At 37.5% G+C, this 14580-nt stretch carries 13 protein-coding genes; 1 reads left to right on the top strand and 12 read right to left on the bottom strand.

Features of this window, described 5'->3' with window-relative positions; genetic code table 11:
• Nucleotides 1-58: 58 nt before the first annotated feature.
• From SJY44_RS13075 to SJY44_RS13050, 6 genes are all read right to left on the bottom strand, one after another.
• The gene (locus tag SJY44_RS13075; protein ID WP_396590060.1) at nucleotides 59-1063 is read right to left on the bottom strand and encodes a pirin family protein; all 1005 of its coding nucleotides are present in this window, start codon (nucleotides 1061-1063) and stop codon (nucleotides 59-61) included.
• A 2-nt stretch (nucleotides 1064-1065) separates the two neighbouring features.
• Nucleotides 1066-1950: a VOC family protein gene (locus SJY44_RS13070; protein ID WP_396590059.1), complete on the bottom strand. Its 885-nt coding sequence runs from the start codon at nucleotides 1948-1950 to the stop codon at nucleotides 1066-1068.
• A 75-nt stretch (nucleotides 1951-2025) separates the two neighbouring features.
• Entirely contained in the window at nucleotides 2026-3453 is a 1428-nt protein-coding gene (locus tag SJY44_RS13065; protein WP_298927155.1) for an amidohydrolase, read from the bottom strand.
• A gap of 116 nt (nucleotides 3454-3569) precedes the next feature.
• On the bottom strand, nucleotides 3570-4880 hold the full coding sequence (locus tag SJY44_RS13060; RefSeq protein ID WP_396590058.1) for a cryptochrome/photolyase family protein: 1311 nt from the start codon (nucleotides 4878-4880) through the stop codon (nucleotides 3570-3572).
• The gene (locus SJY44_RS13055; RefSeq protein ID WP_298927150.1) at nucleotides 4880-5572 is read right to left on the bottom strand and encodes an SDR family oxidoreductase; all 693 of its coding nucleotides are present in this window, start codon (nucleotides 5570-5572) and stop codon (nucleotides 4880-4882) included. The genes SJY44_RS13060 and SJY44_RS13055 overlap by 1 nt, the downstream gene beginning before the upstream one ends.
• 4 nt (nucleotides 5573-5576) lie before the next feature.
• The gene (locus SJY44_RS13050) at nucleotides 5577-6074 is read right to left on the bottom strand and encodes an SRPBCC family protein (protein WP_298927148.1); all 498 of its coding nucleotides are present in this window, start codon (nucleotides 6072-6074) and stop codon (nucleotides 5577-5579) included.
• Nucleotides 6075-6288: 214 nt separating this feature from the next.
• Here SJY44_RS13050 and SJY44_RS13045 point away from each other — a divergent pair, with 214 nt between their 5' ends.
• Complete coding sequence (locus SJY44_RS13045) at nucleotides 6289-7134, top strand: DUF2911 domain-containing protein (RefSeq protein ID WP_298927145.1); 846 nt, start codon at nucleotides 6289-6291, stop codon at nucleotides 7132-7134.
• 48 nt (nucleotides 7135-7182) lie between these two features.
• On the opposite strand, the gene SJY44_RS13040 is transcribed toward SJY44_RS13045, so the two are convergent.
• From SJY44_RS13040 to SJY44_RS13015, 6 genes are all read right to left on the bottom strand, one after another.
• On the bottom strand, nucleotides 7183-8889 hold the full coding sequence (locus SJY44_RS13040; RefSeq protein ID WP_298927143.1) for a sodium:solute symporter: 1707 nt from the start codon (nucleotides 8887-8889) through the stop codon (nucleotides 7183-7185).
• Nucleotides 8890-9000: 111 nt separating this feature from the next.
• A complete protein-coding gene (locus tag SJY44_RS13035; protein ID WP_396590057.1) occupies nucleotides 9001-11532 on the bottom strand; it encodes a PIG-L family deacetylase in 2532 nt (843 codons plus the stop codon).
• A 104-nt stretch (nucleotides 11533-11636) separates the two neighbouring features.
• Nucleotides 11637-12593: a septum formation inhibitor Maf gene (locus tag SJY44_RS13030; protein WP_396590056.1), complete on the bottom strand. Its 957-nt coding sequence runs from the start codon at nucleotides 12591-12593 to the stop codon at nucleotides 11637-11639.
• A 36-nt stretch (nucleotides 12594-12629) separates the two neighbouring features.
• Nucleotides 12630-13232 carry a Maf family nucleotide pyrophosphatase gene (locus tag SJY44_RS13025; protein WP_396590055.1) on the bottom strand — a complete coding sequence of 201 codons (603 nt, stop codon included), beginning with the start codon at nucleotides 13230-13232 and terminating at the stop codon, nucleotides 12630-12632.
• A complete protein-coding gene (locus tag SJY44_RS13020; protein ID WP_396590054.1) occupies nucleotides 13225-13752 on the bottom strand; it encodes a KdsC family phosphatase in 528 nt (175 codons plus the stop codon). Before SJY44_RS13020 ends, SJY44_RS13025 begins: the two co-directional genes overlap by 8 nt.
• Nucleotides 13736-14497, bottom strand: a complete 762-nt coding sequence (locus SJY44_RS13015; protein ID WP_396590053.1) for a Rossmann-like and DUF2520 domain-containing protein — start codon at nucleotides 14495-14497, stop codon at nucleotides 13736-13738. The genes SJY44_RS13020 and SJY44_RS13015 overlap by 17 nt, the downstream gene beginning before the upstream one ends.
• Nucleotides 14498-14580: the final 83 nt, after the last annotated feature.

The following is a 14580-nucleotide window of genomic DNA, read 5'->3' as shown; positions in this document are numbered from 1 at the left end:
AACAATTTGATTTCAAGTTTAGTTGAATTGAACAAAAATCCAAATTAGATATTCATATCTAACTTTTTTCTTCTAAGTTGCCTCCGGGGTATAATGCAAATCGTCCTTTACTTTTATCATGTACATTATCTGGATAGGGCCAAGGCCAACCTCCAAATTGGGTCAAGCGATACTCTTCCATCGCCTGTTGGATCTCTTCATCTGTGTTCATTACAAAAGGGCCATATTTTGCTACAGGTTCGTCAATGGGTTTGCCTTGTAACAATAAGAAATGCGCCTTTTCCGAGCCAATTTTTATAGTAACCTCTTGTGATGCATCCAAAGCAATTCCAAAATTTGGATTCACTTTTCGGTCTCCAAAATAGATTTCAGAGCCTTCATAAAAATAAAGTGTTCTAGTAACAAGCGTATTTGCCTTTGGAAGCGTAAATTCCGAATTGGCATCGACATGAATGTTCCAAATACCTACTTCATTTTCATCTTTTGCAGCCCATGAGTTGGGAGCAGGGTCATTGGCTGTAGTATTCTTATAACTTCCGGCAACAACCTTTATTTGAGCATTTCCTTCATCGATAATTGGAATATCTTCATGCCACAGCATTTTAAAATGAGGTTCCACAAACTTATCCGCTTTGGGCAAATTCAACCAAATTTGAAACAGCTCTAATGGATTGTCTTTGTCAGTATTTAGCAGGGGAAACATTTCTGAATGTTGAACTCCACGCCCCGCAGTCATCCACTGCACATCACCTTCTCCAAACCTTCCTGCTGCTCCCAGAGAATCTGAGTGATCACAATACCCTTTGTTCACAATGGTAATGGTCTCAAACCCTCTATGCGGATGATATGGGAAACCTGGAATGGTCTGCCCATGATACATTCGCCATCCATCTTTTATGGTAAAGTCATTCCCCATATTTCTACCTTCAAGAAGTTTAGGATCTGGTCCCATGGTCTCAATTCCTTTTGGGTAATGATCTAAATGATACACACAAAAAAGAAAAGGATCTTGCGTCTGCCATGGAAAACCCAAAGGAAATGTTTGTAGTATAGCATCACTCATAATTAATGTTTTGCTGTGTTTATTTCAATCCAATAGCCTTCAGGGTCTTGAATGTAAATCTGTTTTACACCATCAGCTCTATCGGTTACAGAACCTTTGTTACCGGGCCAATCATAAAAGTCAATGTCCTTTAAAATTAAACGCTCAATAAAACCTTCTAAATTCTGAACTGCCAAGCATAAATGAATGCTCTTATCTTTTTTGAATTCAATGACATCCTTTTTAATCAAGTGCAATTGAGAGTTCCCATAAATATTGAACCACCTGAATCCAGGTTTTCGCTCTGGATGTGGAATTTCCTCAAAACCAAAAACATCTTTGTAAAAATCTCCTGTTTTCATGAGATTGGTGACCACAAGGGATTGATGGTCAAAATCAAAACTTACCCCATTTCTTTTAGCGGTAGTAAATTGAGTACTTAAGTATTTTTGTTTCCATTGACCATTCTCAAAATCACCAACAATAAAATCATAAGTATGTGCATCTACATATTGCCAGTAATCGGTGACAGTTGATTCACCATAAGCGTAGGTGTAAATAATATCTCGACCCTTGCTTTTAACTGTACCTTCTGTTACTCCACCAAAAACATCAAATTCCCAAAACTTGATGGTATTTGACTGTTCATCAAACTTTCGAATACCATGGTTCTTAGGACCGTAAACAGTTTGCTCTTTATTGGTAAAGCCAAGTGCTTCTGTAATGATTAGCGTACTATCCAAGCTGTATTTTAACTCAATTTCTTGTTTGAATTTTGAGCCATCACCCCATTTGCCTTCAGCCTTCCATGTTTTCCCGATTAGGTTATCAAAAAGAGACAATTTATTTTGTTGACCATGGGACTGAAAAATCAACCCCATGGCAAATACCACTAAATACTTCTTCATTTTTATTGTTTACCTCAAGGTTTATGGCGTTCCTTTTTTCGCGCTATTTTATCTAGCAGAATTCAACTATTCTGTCTAGTTTTTTCCGATAGGTGGAGGACCATCAATCATGGCTTCGTATTTTTCATCACCTTTTCTAGTCCTGTACTCTTCTTTTACCTTTTCTACCAATTTTGGATTCTCAAAAAGATCCGCCATAGTCATAGCCATTGCCTTAGAGGCATAGACCATTCCTTTATGGCCGATACTCATACCACCGCATGCTACAACGGCCCAAGAATGCCAAGGAGTGTCTTTAGGTGCCACGGTTACACTTAGGTTAATGTTTGGCACATTCCAACTTACATCACCCACATCTGTGGAACCACCTCCTGGACTTTTTTCCGTTTCTCGTAAAGGCTGAATTTTGCTATCCATTCCTATTTCAGGTTTTCCTGTTGCATTTTGAATGGCCTTGCCGAATGTGATTTCATCCTCGGTATATGAAATTGGGCCCAAAAGCTCCAAATTCTTTTGCATAATTTCTCCTCCAGCTCTGTTTACCAAAACCTCATAAATTCCTGAAACCAAGGATATTTTATAATCCACATTGGCCATAATCGCTGCTCCCTCGGCCATTTTTTTAACACGTTCATAAGTAGGAAGCATTACTTTACGCTTAGGATCACGTACCCTTACCCAAATCTTAGAATAATCTGGCACAACATTTACAACTTGTCCACCATCCTGAATATGATAATGGATTCTAGATGTTGGCAATATGTGTTCTCTATAGTAGTTCATTCCTGTTGTGTACAGTTCCAGAGCATCAGAAGCGCTACGACCATTCCATGGATCTGCAGAGGCATGTGCAGCCTGTCCATAGAATTCCACTATAAAATCTATCAAAGAGAGACCACTCTGTACATCGGCTTCTATATTAGCCCCCGGGTGCCAGCTTACATTTACATCTACATCATCCCAAAGCCCAGCTTCTACCATCCAAACTTTTGCAAAAAACTTTTCTTCTGCAGGAGTCCCCAAGAATTTCACAGTACCTTTTAATTTTCCAGCTTCTATTTGTTCTTTTATGGCTATTGCAGCTCCTAAACTCGCTGCACCGAACATGTTGTGTCCACATCCGTGGCCAGGTGCTCCATCAATCCGTGGATTTTTGGTAGGTTCCGTTTTTTGCGAAAGACCGGGTAGTGCATCAAACTCGCCCAAAACGCTTATTACTGGCTTTCCTGAACCATAAGTAGCAGTAAATGCAGTGGGGATGTCCGCTACACCTCTAGTTACGGTCAATCCGTTTTTCTCAGCATAGTCTGCCAAAACCTCTGCAGATTTAGACTCGTTGAATGCCGTTTCAGCAAGAGCCCAAATAGAGTCACTTATCTTAATGAGGTTCTCTTTATGTGCTTCAACGGAGGCAACAATTGCTTTCTTGTTTGAATTCATTTTTTGCGCTGTCATAGGTATTGAAAGCAAGCAAAGAAGTACTAGGGTAGTTAATTTTTTCATGTTATAATGTTTGAATTAGTCCGCATTTAGAAAGTCAGTATCATTAGGCAAATCATTGATTTATATAGGAAGAAACCTAAAGGATAAAAACGAATACTAAAAATACTGAAAAAGAGTTAACCTACAGCTTCTTTGTAAACTTTTAAACAACGTTCTCGAGCCATTTTATGGTCGACCATTTGAGGAGGGTAGGTAAGGTCTTGAAGTTCAGGAACCCATTTATTGATGTATTCCTTTTGGCTATCAAATTTGTCCACTTGAGTAGTCGGATTGAATATTCTAAAATATGGAGCAGCATCCACACCGCTACCAGAGGCCCATTGCCAGTTACCAATATTGCTGGCAAGGTCATAATCCAATAGCTTTTCCGCAAAGTAGGCCTCTCCCCAACGCCAGTCTATTAATAGATGTTTACATAGGAAACTTGCTACCAACATACGAACTCTGTTGTGCATGAAACCAGTTGTGTTCAGTTCTCTCATGCCAGCATCTACTAAAGGATAGCCAGTTTGCCCCTTTTTCCAACATTCAAATTCTACTTCATTGTTGCGCCAGACTATTCGGTCGTATTTGGGCTTGAAGGCATTATTCACTGTATTTGGGAAATGCCATAAAATTTGCATGAAAAACTCACGCCAAATCAGCTCGTTCCAGAATACTTCATTTTCCTCAGCAATAGCTTTTTTTACCATTTTGCGTATGGAAACTGTTCCAAACCGTAGATGAGGCCCCAATCTTGACGTTCCATTTTTCTTTGCTGGAAAATTTCTAGTTTCTTCATAGTGTTGAATAAGGGTAGGAGTGACCTTATAATCCTCAACATTTATATTAGATTGCTCAAAACCGATATCATTGAGTTGCAAATTCGGTAGATTCGCCTTCTTGTAAAGTTTATGAAAGTTGGAAAACGTATCATATTCTACAAGATGAACTGATGGATTAAAGTTTTCTTTCCAACGGTTTTTATAAGGAGTGTAGACTACATATGGATTTCCATCATTTTTTAGTATATCGTTCTTTTCAAAAATGACTTGATCTTTAAATGTGTAGAAGTTTATACCATTTTTATCTAAAAATGATTGCACTTGCATATCACGATCTTTAGCATATGGTTCATAGTCATGATTTGTGAAGACTGAATCAATATTAAACTCTTTTATAAGCTGATCAAAAACTCTAAGTGGATTGCCTTTATACATGGCAACACCACTTTCAAACTTGCTCTGAAGCTTTTTTTGCATCATTTGAAGCTGTCCATGAAAAAAAGAAACCCTTGCATCATTTTTAGGCAGTTTTTCAAGAATTTCAGTATCAAAAATGAAAATGGGCAGAACTGGGTACTCCGTTTGCAAAGCTTGGTACAGACCCACGTTATCATCTAAACGCAAATCCCTGCGAAACCAAAAAATACAAATCTTTTCCTTCATTAATTTACGTTCAAAGTGGACATTCCGCCATCAACTCCTAAAACTTGCCCAGTAATCCATGTACTCTTTTCGCTTAGCAAGAATACCGCTAAGTTGGCAATATCTGCTGTTTCTCCATATCTTTTTAAGGGATGCCTTTCTGACATTAATTCCTTTTTCTTATCGTTATTGAGCAAACGTTTTGCAAGTGGTGTATCTACTAGGGAAGGTGCAATGGTATTTACGCGTATTTTTGGAGCATACTCTGCCGCCATTGACTTGGAAAAGCCTTCAATAGCACCTTTTGCCGCTGCAACACTTGTATGAAATGGCATTCCAGTACCTACTGCAACAGTACTAAAAAACACCATACTGGAACCTTCCGCCATTTTAGGAAGTATTGTTTTGACCACATTTATAAGAGAAAAGAAGTTCAAATCCATGTCCTCTTTAAAGGTATCAACTGATAACATTTTAAAAGGTTTTAAATTGATACTACCAGGGCAGTAAGCAAAACCGTGAATTTCATCAGGAAGTTGAGTTTCATTCAAAGAATCCGTAGTGGCATCAAAAAGGATGTGGTGTACATCTAGATTTCCTAATTCTTCATTGGTTCTTGAAGCAACATAGACATTGTTTTCTTCTACAAGACTTTTAGTCATTTCAAAACCAATACCGTGCGATCCGCCAATTAGTAAAATATTCTTTTTCATTCTTCTAAATTGATTTTAATTCGAGCGTATTTGATTTACCCTCAACTTCTCCAAAAAGCTCAATTAATTTTTGCTCCCTGTATTTGAAAATTTCCCGCAGTTGTTTTTTGACTACGATTGGATAGGCCAACTGACCCAAAATACCGAAAGGAAGTTTGTAGTCTATAATGTCTTCCATAAGCACTCCTCCTTCTACTTCTTTAAGAAAATGCTTGTGGTGCCACAAGGCATAAGGACCAAAACGCTGTTCATCAACAAAATAATCACCTTGGGCCACGTGTGTAATTTCAGTTACCCATTTTGTATTGAAGAAAGGAAATGGTTTTACGATGTATTGAATGATTTGCCCTGAGAACATTGGTTTATCGGCTCCGGATAATATATGAAACCCCATGTGATCCGGTGTAATTACCTTCAAGTTTTTAGGACTAGACAAGAAATTCCATGCTTCTTGTTTGGATATAGGCAATACTTGGGTTGAGTGGAGCTGATATAATTTCATCTAAGAATTTTTTACAAAGATACTTTCAAATTGTTTAACAAAAAACATAAAATATTAAACAAAATAGATTGCCTTCTCCTCGTAAGTCTTTTTCAAACCAAACAAAGTGTTATAACCTGCCTTAAGATGGACCACTCTTTTAAGGGTTTCTTAACAATCCTAACATCCCTTTATATTTAGTTTTGTTGCACTAACAAATCTAAAACACTTTCTAATGAAAAAATTACTCTTATTACTATGCGTTGTATCTGTTTCCCTTACTGTGGAAGCTCAGATTACAACCCCTGCCCCAAGCCCTTCTTCCAAATTGGAACAAACGGTTGGCTTGACTGATGTTACTGTGGATTATTCAAGGCCTTCAATGCGCGGAAGAACAATTTTTGGAGATTTGGTTCCTTATAATAAATTATGGAGAACAGGAGCTAATGCATACACAAAAGTTAGCTTTAGCACTGATGTTGCCATAGCTGATCAAGAAGTTAAGGCTGGTACATATTCAGTTTTTACAAAGCCAGGTGAATCTAACTGGGAAGTATTCTTTTATACTGACACTCAAGGAGGCGGAACTCCACAAGAATGGGATGATAGTAAAGTGGTTGCGAAAACTACCGTACAAGTTTATCCAATGTCAATGCCGGTAGAAACATTTACCATTACTATTGATGATTTAAAAAGTACTGGAGCTAACTTGGGAATTCTATGGGAGAAGGCATATGTAGCTGTTCCTTTTACTGTTCCTTCTGATGCAACTGTTCTTAAGGATATTGAGAATACATTGGCAGGACCCAGTGCAGGAGATTATTATACTGCAGCGGTTTATTATTTAAATGCGGATAAAGATATTTCCAAAGCTAAAGAATGGATGGAAAAAGCAATGTCCATGACAGAAGAGCCAAGATTTTGGCAGTTACGTCAGCAGTCCTTGATTTATGCCAAGGCTGGGGATAAGAAAGCGGCTATTGAAACTGCTAAAAAATCATTAGCTGCATCTGAAACTGCAGGAAATGATGACTATGTTAAAATGAACAAAGATTCTTTAAAAGAATGGGGAGCTCTTTAAGGCTTCTCTTTTAAAAAATGAAAACCCACGCTACTAGCGTGGGTTTTTTTATGCCTTTATTGGAGGCTTACTTAGAAAACTATCGAAGCTTTCAATTAACATTGCAAGGCAAATGACCAAAATGCATCCAAATGCGTTTAGCCATAGATAGGACATCCAGTCCATATACCATCCAATAATTACAATGACTTGGGTTACCAGTGCAGCTATAAACACAGCATTTCCTTTTACGAACTTGAAGAAGAATGCCAATAGGAAGATGCCCAGAACATTGCCGTAAAAGATGGAACCAATAATATTTACAAGTTGTATGAGGTTGTCAAAAAGATTGGCAAAGCAAGCTATGCAAATAGCTACAATACCCCAAAGCAGTGTAAATCCTTTGGTTGCAAGAACATAATGCTTCTCATCTTTTTTCTCTTTTTTGTTTCTCCTATATAAATCAAGGGCGGTAATCGTTCCAAGGGCATTTAGTTCGGATGCAGTGGAAGACATGGCAGCGGAGAGAATAACGGCTAAAAGTAACCCAATGAGTCCAGTAGGCAGGTTATCCAAAATAAAGTGAATGAAAACATAATCCTTATCATTGGTCTCTACCGTATCACTGGCTTTTGCTATTAAAGTTTTGGCTGTATCTCTGCTTGCTCTTTCTCTCTGGTTAATTTTTAAAATGTCCTGCTTAGCTTGCTCAATTGCATTGTATTCCTTCAACTCCAGAGCAGCAGAAAAAGCATTTTGAGCCATTTTTTTCTCTTGCTCTAGTACTAAATGTTCTTGTTCCAAAGCTTTATATTCTCCTAAGTATTCTGATTCCATAACCGCTTGGGTAGCAGCTGGGTTGAAGTTTAAAGGGGATGGGTTATACTGATAAAAAACGAACACCATTGCGCCAACCAATAATATGAAAAACTGCATCGGAATTTTAAAAACACCATTGAAAATAAGACCTAGCTGACTTTCACGAACAGATTTACCGGAAAGATATCGCTGTACTTGACTTTGGTCTGTTCCAAAATAGGCGAGTGCTAGAAAGAATCCGCCAGTTATACCGCTCCAGAATGTGTATCTGTTATTGGTATCCAAACTAAAATCTAAAACCTCCAGTTTTCCGTTTGCCCCGGCAATTTTTAAGGCCTCTCCAAAAGATACCCCTGTTGGAAGGGAACCAAGAATAAAAAAGAAAGCAAAGAACATGCCCACCATTATGATGAACATTTGTTGTTTTTGCGTCACACTAACGGCCTTGGTACCTCCAGATACCGTATAGATGATAACCAAAACTCCAATGATGATGTTCAATGTGCGCAAATCCCAACCTAATACCGCGGAAAGTATGATAGAAGGTGCAAATATTGTTATTCCTGCAGCTAAACCTCTCTGAATTAAAAATAATATTGCCGTAAGCGTTCGGGTTTTTAAATCGAATCTACCTTCTAGCATCTCATATGCAGTAAAAACTTTTAGTTTTTTATAAATAGGAATGAATACCAAACAAATAACAATCATGGCCAATGGTAATCCAAAGTAGAACTGCACAAAACCCAATCCATCATGAAAAGCTTGTCCCGGAGTGGATAGGAAAGTAATAGCACTGGCTTGAGTGGCCATTACGGATAGACCTATTGTCCACCATTTGGCATCATTGCCACCGCGAACATAATCATCTACATTTTTACTTCCTTGGGTTTTCCAAACCCCATATCCAACAATAAATAATAGTGCACTGCCTAGAACAATCCAATCTAATACGCCCATTAAGAATTTTAGTTATTTAGTACCATTATGAAGTAGAAAATCAAAATATAAAGAAAATTAAGCAGAAGCACTATTGAATACTCTTTCTTCCAAATAGGCCTATTTTCCATGTTATCCTTTGACATCACTCTCGGTTTTTACTTCACTTTTTCCAACGGAAAGCATATTTGCAAAAAGCTTGTATGCTCCGGATACACCAGCAGGAAGTTCCCTAAAAAAGCTTAAACCTGTATAAATGTAATGACCTTCTCCGTGTGGAGCCACTAAAAGACTACCATCTTTTGGGTCTTCGCCTTCATCACCCATTGAAAGTATTGGTGTGAACTCTGAACTCCATTCCTTAGGAAAATATAAGCCTCTCTCTTGAACCCATCCGTTAAAATCACTTTCCTTAATAGTGTTAGGGAAATTGACAAGGGAATGATCGTTTGCTATAATATTTACAGCTGCTGTCTCGTCCGTGACTCTATCCCTTGATAAAGTAAGGTTATAGGGAGCAATATTCTCAAATTGCTTGGACCATCTACCTGCCGTATTGTATTGTACTATCATATTTCCGCCACGCTCAACATAGTCAAACAAAATAGGCTGCTTAAACTTTAAATCTTCTACAACATTATATGCTCTAATACCAACTACTACTGCATCATATTTGTCCAAAGACCCTTTTTGAATGTCATTTGGATCAATGATATGCACTTGATATCCGATTTGCTTCAAACTTTCTGGAACTTTATCTCCTGCACCAACTATATAACCAATATGTTCTCCTGATTTTTGAATATTCATTCTAACCACCTTGGCCTCGGAAGGCAATAAGATAGATTGTTTGGGAATATGTTGATAACCAATTTCCACTAGCTCTTTGTCATATGACTTATTGGCAATAGTGATAATTGGAGAGATTTTGCCTTCGCTATCCGTATCAGGTGGTGTTACTTTAAAAGTAACGGATTGTTCCTGTCCTTTTTGCGTAATTGAAAAGGATTTGCTTTTTGGAGAAACCGTCCACCCCAAAGGATGTTGCAATGCTATTTCACCCGAAACACTATCTTTTCCAGCTTTTACACTTACTAATACATCTTTGGTTTTGGAATCGGAAAAAATTAAAACCTTTTCTTCTATTTTGGAAGTTGCTTCCGGAAGCACCACAAAAGGTTCGTATAATTCCCCTCTGTCTGGTTTTGAATGTCGGTATACAACAGGCTTTTCAAAATTAATTTGAACACCATCAAAATCTAGCGTGAATTGAGCATTGAAAGCACTTGGCGTTTCTGCCTTCCCAATCATTTTTTGGCTTTTAACCGTATACATGCCCAGACTACCTTGTTCTTTTAACCAGTACGGACCGGAAATGATTGCTGTTTCTGGAACGGGGAATTCAATGCTAAAGTTTTCTTTCTTGTTTTCTGATAAAACCTTTTTGGGCAGCATGTTTGTTTCTGAACCCATCAGTTTGATTTCTTTCAGGGTAACATTTTGTGTGCTTCGGTTTAAAGCTTCTACATTAAGTTTAGAGGTACTACCTAGTGTAGTGGATGCGGATTCAGCGCTAATTTCCAAATACAGTCCCGAGCATGCCAATATGAGTGACTTTAATTCTTCAGATTTTAAAGCTTTCCAATGTGCATCCTCTATGTTTTGCAATAGCTGATATGCTTTGACCAATTCTGGAACATGTGTTGAAGGGTTTGTAAAATCAAAATCTTCTTCCACTTTGTATAAAATATCGCCTATGGCCTTACCGCCTTCAACTCTTGACCAGGTGGTGTTTATACCATCAAACAAATTGTTACTTGCTGGTAAATCTCCTTTTAATAATTCTACATACTCATCTTGAGAACCTCTTGTAGTTACTCTACCAAAACCTTGACATAAATGTTGGCTGCTGGCCATTGATGCTATTTCATTGTTGGAAAGTCCAAGTTCTGGATAGAAAACACCAATATCCATTTTCAACATGTTGGATTTGTCTGCTTTTTCAAAATTTTCTTGACTACCATAAAACCACCAAGAGGTATTGAAAAACACTCTTTTTGGTTGCCATGTGGAGGTAAGCTGTAATTGTTCTGGATAGGCACTTTGGTTATTGGCCATATCAAAAGCCTCCATGCTCAACATGGCCGACGAAGTATGATGCCCGTGAGTAGAACCAGGAGTTCTATGGTCAAACCGATTTATAATAACATCGGGTTTTAGGTTTCTGATGGCCCAGACAACATCGCCCAAGACCTTTTCTTTATCCCATATTTTCAAAGTTTCGTTAGGGTGTTTGGAGTACCCAAAATCATTAGCGCGTGTAAACCATTGTTCTCCACCATCAATTCTTCTGGCAGCCAAGAGTTCTTGAGTTCTTAAAACGCCTAAAAGCTCCCTTAGTTCTGAACCAATCAAGTTTTGACCACCATCACCTCTCGTAATGGAAAGGTAAGCAGTGCGTGCCTTGTCATGATTGGACAAATAGGAAATCAATCTAGTATTTTCATCATCGGGATGGGCAGCAATATATAGTGCCGTACCTAAAAAATTTAATTTTTGAAGGCTATGATGTATTTCTGTAGATGAAGGTTTATTTGGCCTTTGGGCGTAGGTGTTTGAAACAACGGTAGCTAAAGTCAGAACGCTGACCCAAAAGTTTCGCATAGGAAGTTTTTTAGTGGTTGCTCCAAATATAGAAAGATTCAAATCACGCTGGATGCAATTTAGAACATCTTTAACAGGGTGCGATTATAACAAAAACGGTAAGACTATAGCCCTAAGCTATCTCTTAAGATTAGATCCTCATTTCCGTTCTGCCCCCAGTAGGCTGTCTTTAAAGATTTTAACCTTGTTGCCTTTGTGGTCATTATTTTTGCTTTTGGACCAAAGCCACTTTTAAAATCTTCGGACCAACTTTCGATTGCGTAGGGGAACTCAGAAGTAAAATTAATACTAAGGCTTCTTTCCAAATCTGGGTAAACCAAAGTATAGCTACTAATTCCTTCTTTTTTTGATAGCTCAGCTTTTACATTGTAAGCCTTAAGTTCTACATGTCTTAACCTTGTGTACTCCAGAGATGGAATCATTTTTAAATTTCCAACAGGTAAATCGTTAGGATTGATTCTAATTTTGTTCCATATTTCATTTTCCAGAAGATCTTTTTCCAATGTTATGTTTTGATCTGCTTCATTTTCAAAATAGGAGTGGGACATAAATTCAAATTGCTTCCTATTATTGATTTGTGAATACATGTGTCCACACCATTCTTGCATGGACAGGCTTGTTTTTACTGCATGTTGGTTGTCATAAACCGGGTAGAAAGTACTGCTCATTACAGAGTAAGGATAAATGCCTGTTAAGTATTTTTTTGTGGTGTTTAGTTTTAGGACAGGAATATTATTGGAATTATCTCTGTCGGCCTTTACTTGTTTTTCTGGCAAGAATGGTTCAGTAACATATATGAGTACGGAATGCCCATCTCTAATTTCACCATATCTGGCTTGTTCTAATTTATAAGAAGTGATTTCGGCATTACCGGCATACCAGTATTTTTTAAAATCTTCAGAAAGTTGCTTTTTTGGGCTTTCAACTTTTTCAGATACTTCTTCGGTATTGAGAGCCATTTCTTTGTTAGAGGCCTTCGTTTTTTCAACACAAGAAACTAAGGTGACAGAAATCACTAAAAGCAATACAATAGCAAACTCTATTTTGAATAGTTTTTTCATAACGGAAGGAATTTTAGTAAAATTAAGGAACCCTGCTTAGGAAACCATGTCCATTAACGTTTTATAAACTAAATGAGTAGGTAAGCCAACAACGTTAGTATATGGTCCTTTTATTTTAGAAATTCCCACCATTCCGATCCATTCTTGTATGCCATAGGCACCTGCTTTATCGAAAGGTTTACACATATCAATGTAATGTTCGATTTCTTCATCGGTAAAATCCATAAGTTTTACCCAGGTAGTTGCACTTACCGTTTTTTGGATTGTTGGTGTGGTAAGGCAAACAGAGGTAATCACTTCGTGCCAATCTCCTGATAATGTGCGAAGCATATCAAAAGCTTCTTTTTTGTTAGAGGCTTTGGCCAAAGACATCCCTTTATACCATACTACGGTATCAGAAGTGAGCACAATCTCGTTTTTCTTTAATTCACCTTTAAATGGAGTCGCTTTTAATTCAGCGAGAAACCTAGATATTTTTTCTCCTTGTAATTCTTCTGGGTAGACTTCTTCTATAGATTTTGGCATTACCTCAAAATCTAACCCCATTTCTTCTAAAAACATTTTTCTTCTTGGGGAGGCAGAACCTAAAATAAGCTTGTAGCCTTTAAGTTTTTCGTTTAGAGGATTAGGTTCAATCATTCTTGGCACTATAATTATCGTTCCAATCGCCTCTTACTTTCAATACTTGTTCTATGATATCACGTACACAGCCTTCACCACCATTTTTATGCGAAACATAATCAGAAATAGCCTTCACTTCTGCAACCGCATTTTGCGGAGCGGTAGCAAGGGCCACCATTTTCATAGGAGGTATATCCGGGAGATCATCACCCATATATAGAACGTTTTTAGCATCAATATTGTAAATGTCAAGATACTCTTCCAAAGGGTCTTGCTTATGATGGGCTCCCAAATAAATATCTGTTACTCCAAGCCCTTTTAAGCGCTCCTTGACACCTTCATTGGTGCCACCAGAAATGATACAGACCTTATATCCTTTCTGCAAAGCAGTTTTTAGTGCATAACCATCTTTAACATTCATTTTGCGAAGCATTTCTCCCTGGGTAGTTATCAAAATTGAACCATCAGTAAACACACCATCAACATCAAAGACGAAGGTGGTAATATCATTTAAAAGTTCCTTATAATTCTTCTTCATATACTTTTTTTATGGCTTCACTAAATAAAATGTAAAGTTCGGTTTGTTTTTTATCTTTTAATAGACTTAAGTGATTTTGAATACTCTTTTTATCATCTCTCCTTGCCGGACCGGTCTGTGCTTCTTTTGGAGTAATAGATTGTACTTTTTTGGCAGTCTCAAGTATTAAGGGTTGCAAAAGCTCAAAGGGTAATCCTTCTTGCAGACAAATATCTTCACTGATACTATACAAATGGTTGGTAAAATTGTTGGCAAAAACTGCGGCGAGATGTAACTTTTTTCTTTGATCAGAAGTTATTTCATAAACCGTTTCTGAAATTGCCTCTCCCAATAACCGCAATACTTGAAGGGCTGAACTTTGTTTTGCTTCAATACAAATAGGAATAGATTTAAAATCTATGGCTTTACCTTTGGTAAAAGTTTGCAAAGGATAAAAGATTCCACTGTTGACCGATTCTATGGCATCCATTTCAACAGCTCCAGAGGTATGCACTACAATTCCTTTTTTACTGGTAAGCGATTGAGAAACTTTGGCAATGGCATCATCTTTTACAGCAATGATATAAACATCTGCATCTTTAATCTCATTAGGATTGGAACAAGTCTCCGCATATGTGCTAAACTTTTTCAAAGTTTCTGTATTTCGCCCAAATACCTGTATAAGATTTATTGAACTTACCTCCGAAAAAGAATGACATAAATGCTGAGAAAGGTTACCCGTTCCCAAAATAATAATTGAGTACATGAATCAAAAATAAGCCAATGAAGTGTAAAAGGCTAAAACAAAAAAAGCCGCCAGGTTTTGGCGGCTATAAATACAATAATCAT

It is taken from the genome of Allomuricauda sp. R78024, assembly GCF_044596045.1.
Lineage (GTDB): Bacteria > Bacteroidota > Bacteroidia > Flavobacteriales > Flavobacteriaceae > Flagellimonas.
This window is presented reverse-complemented; position numbering and strand designations above follow the sequence as displayed.

What these genes read in the sequence shown, in the direction of transcription:
- SJY44_RS13075 (WP_396590060.1), bottom strand. Translation starts at nt 1,063, where the DNA reads ATGAGTGATGCTATACTACAAACATTTCCTTTGGGTTTTCCATGGCAG.
- SJY44_RS13070 (WP_396590059.1), bottom strand. Translation starts at nt 1,950, where the DNA reads ATGAAGAAGTATTTAGTGGTATTTGCCATGGGGTTGATTTTTCAGTCC.
- SJY44_RS13065 (WP_298927155.1), bottom strand. Translation starts at nt 3,453, where the DNA reads ATGAAAAAATTAACTACCCTAGTACTTCTTTGCTTGCTTTCAATACCT.
- SJY44_RS13060 (WP_396590058.1), bottom strand. Translation starts at nt 4,880, where the DNA reads ATGAAGGAAAAGATTTGTATTTTTTGGTTTCGCAGGGATTTGCGTTTA.
- SJY44_RS13055 (WP_298927150.1), bottom strand. Translation starts at nt 5,572, where the DNA reads ATGAAAAAGAATATTTTACTAATTGGCGGATCGCACGGTATTGGTTTT.
- SJY44_RS13050 (WP_298927148.1), bottom strand. Translation starts at nt 6,074, where the DNA reads ATGAAATTATATCAGCTCCACTCAACCCAAGTATTGCCTATATCCAAA.
- SJY44_RS13045 (WP_298927145.1), top strand. Translation starts at nt 6,289, where the DNA reads ATGAAAAAATTACTCTTATTACTATGCGTTGTATCTGTTTCCCTTACT.
- SJY44_RS13040 (WP_298927143.1), bottom strand. Translation starts at nt 8,889, where the DNA reads ATGGGCGTATTAGATTGGATTGTTCTAGGCAGTGCACTATTATTTATT.
- SJY44_RS13035 (WP_396590057.1), bottom strand. Translation starts at nt 11,532, where the DNA reads ATGCGAAACTTTTGGGTCAGCGTTCTGACTTTAGCTACCGTTGTTTCA.
- SJY44_RS13030 (WP_396590056.1), bottom strand. Translation starts at nt 12,593, where the DNA reads ATGAAAAAACTATTCAAAATAGAGTTTGCTATTGTATTGCTTTTAGTG.
- SJY44_RS13025 (WP_396590055.1), bottom strand. Translation starts at nt 13,232, where the DNA reads ATGATTGAACCTAATCCTCTAAACGAAAAACTTAAAGGCTACAAGCTT.
- SJY44_RS13020 (WP_396590054.1), bottom strand. Translation starts at nt 13,752, where the DNA reads ATGAAGAAGAATTATAAGGAACTTTTAAATGATATTACCACCTTCGTC.
- SJY44_RS13015 (WP_396590053.1), bottom strand. Translation starts at nt 14,497, where the DNA reads ATGTACTCAATTATTATTTTGGGAACGGGTAACCTTTCTCAGCATTTA.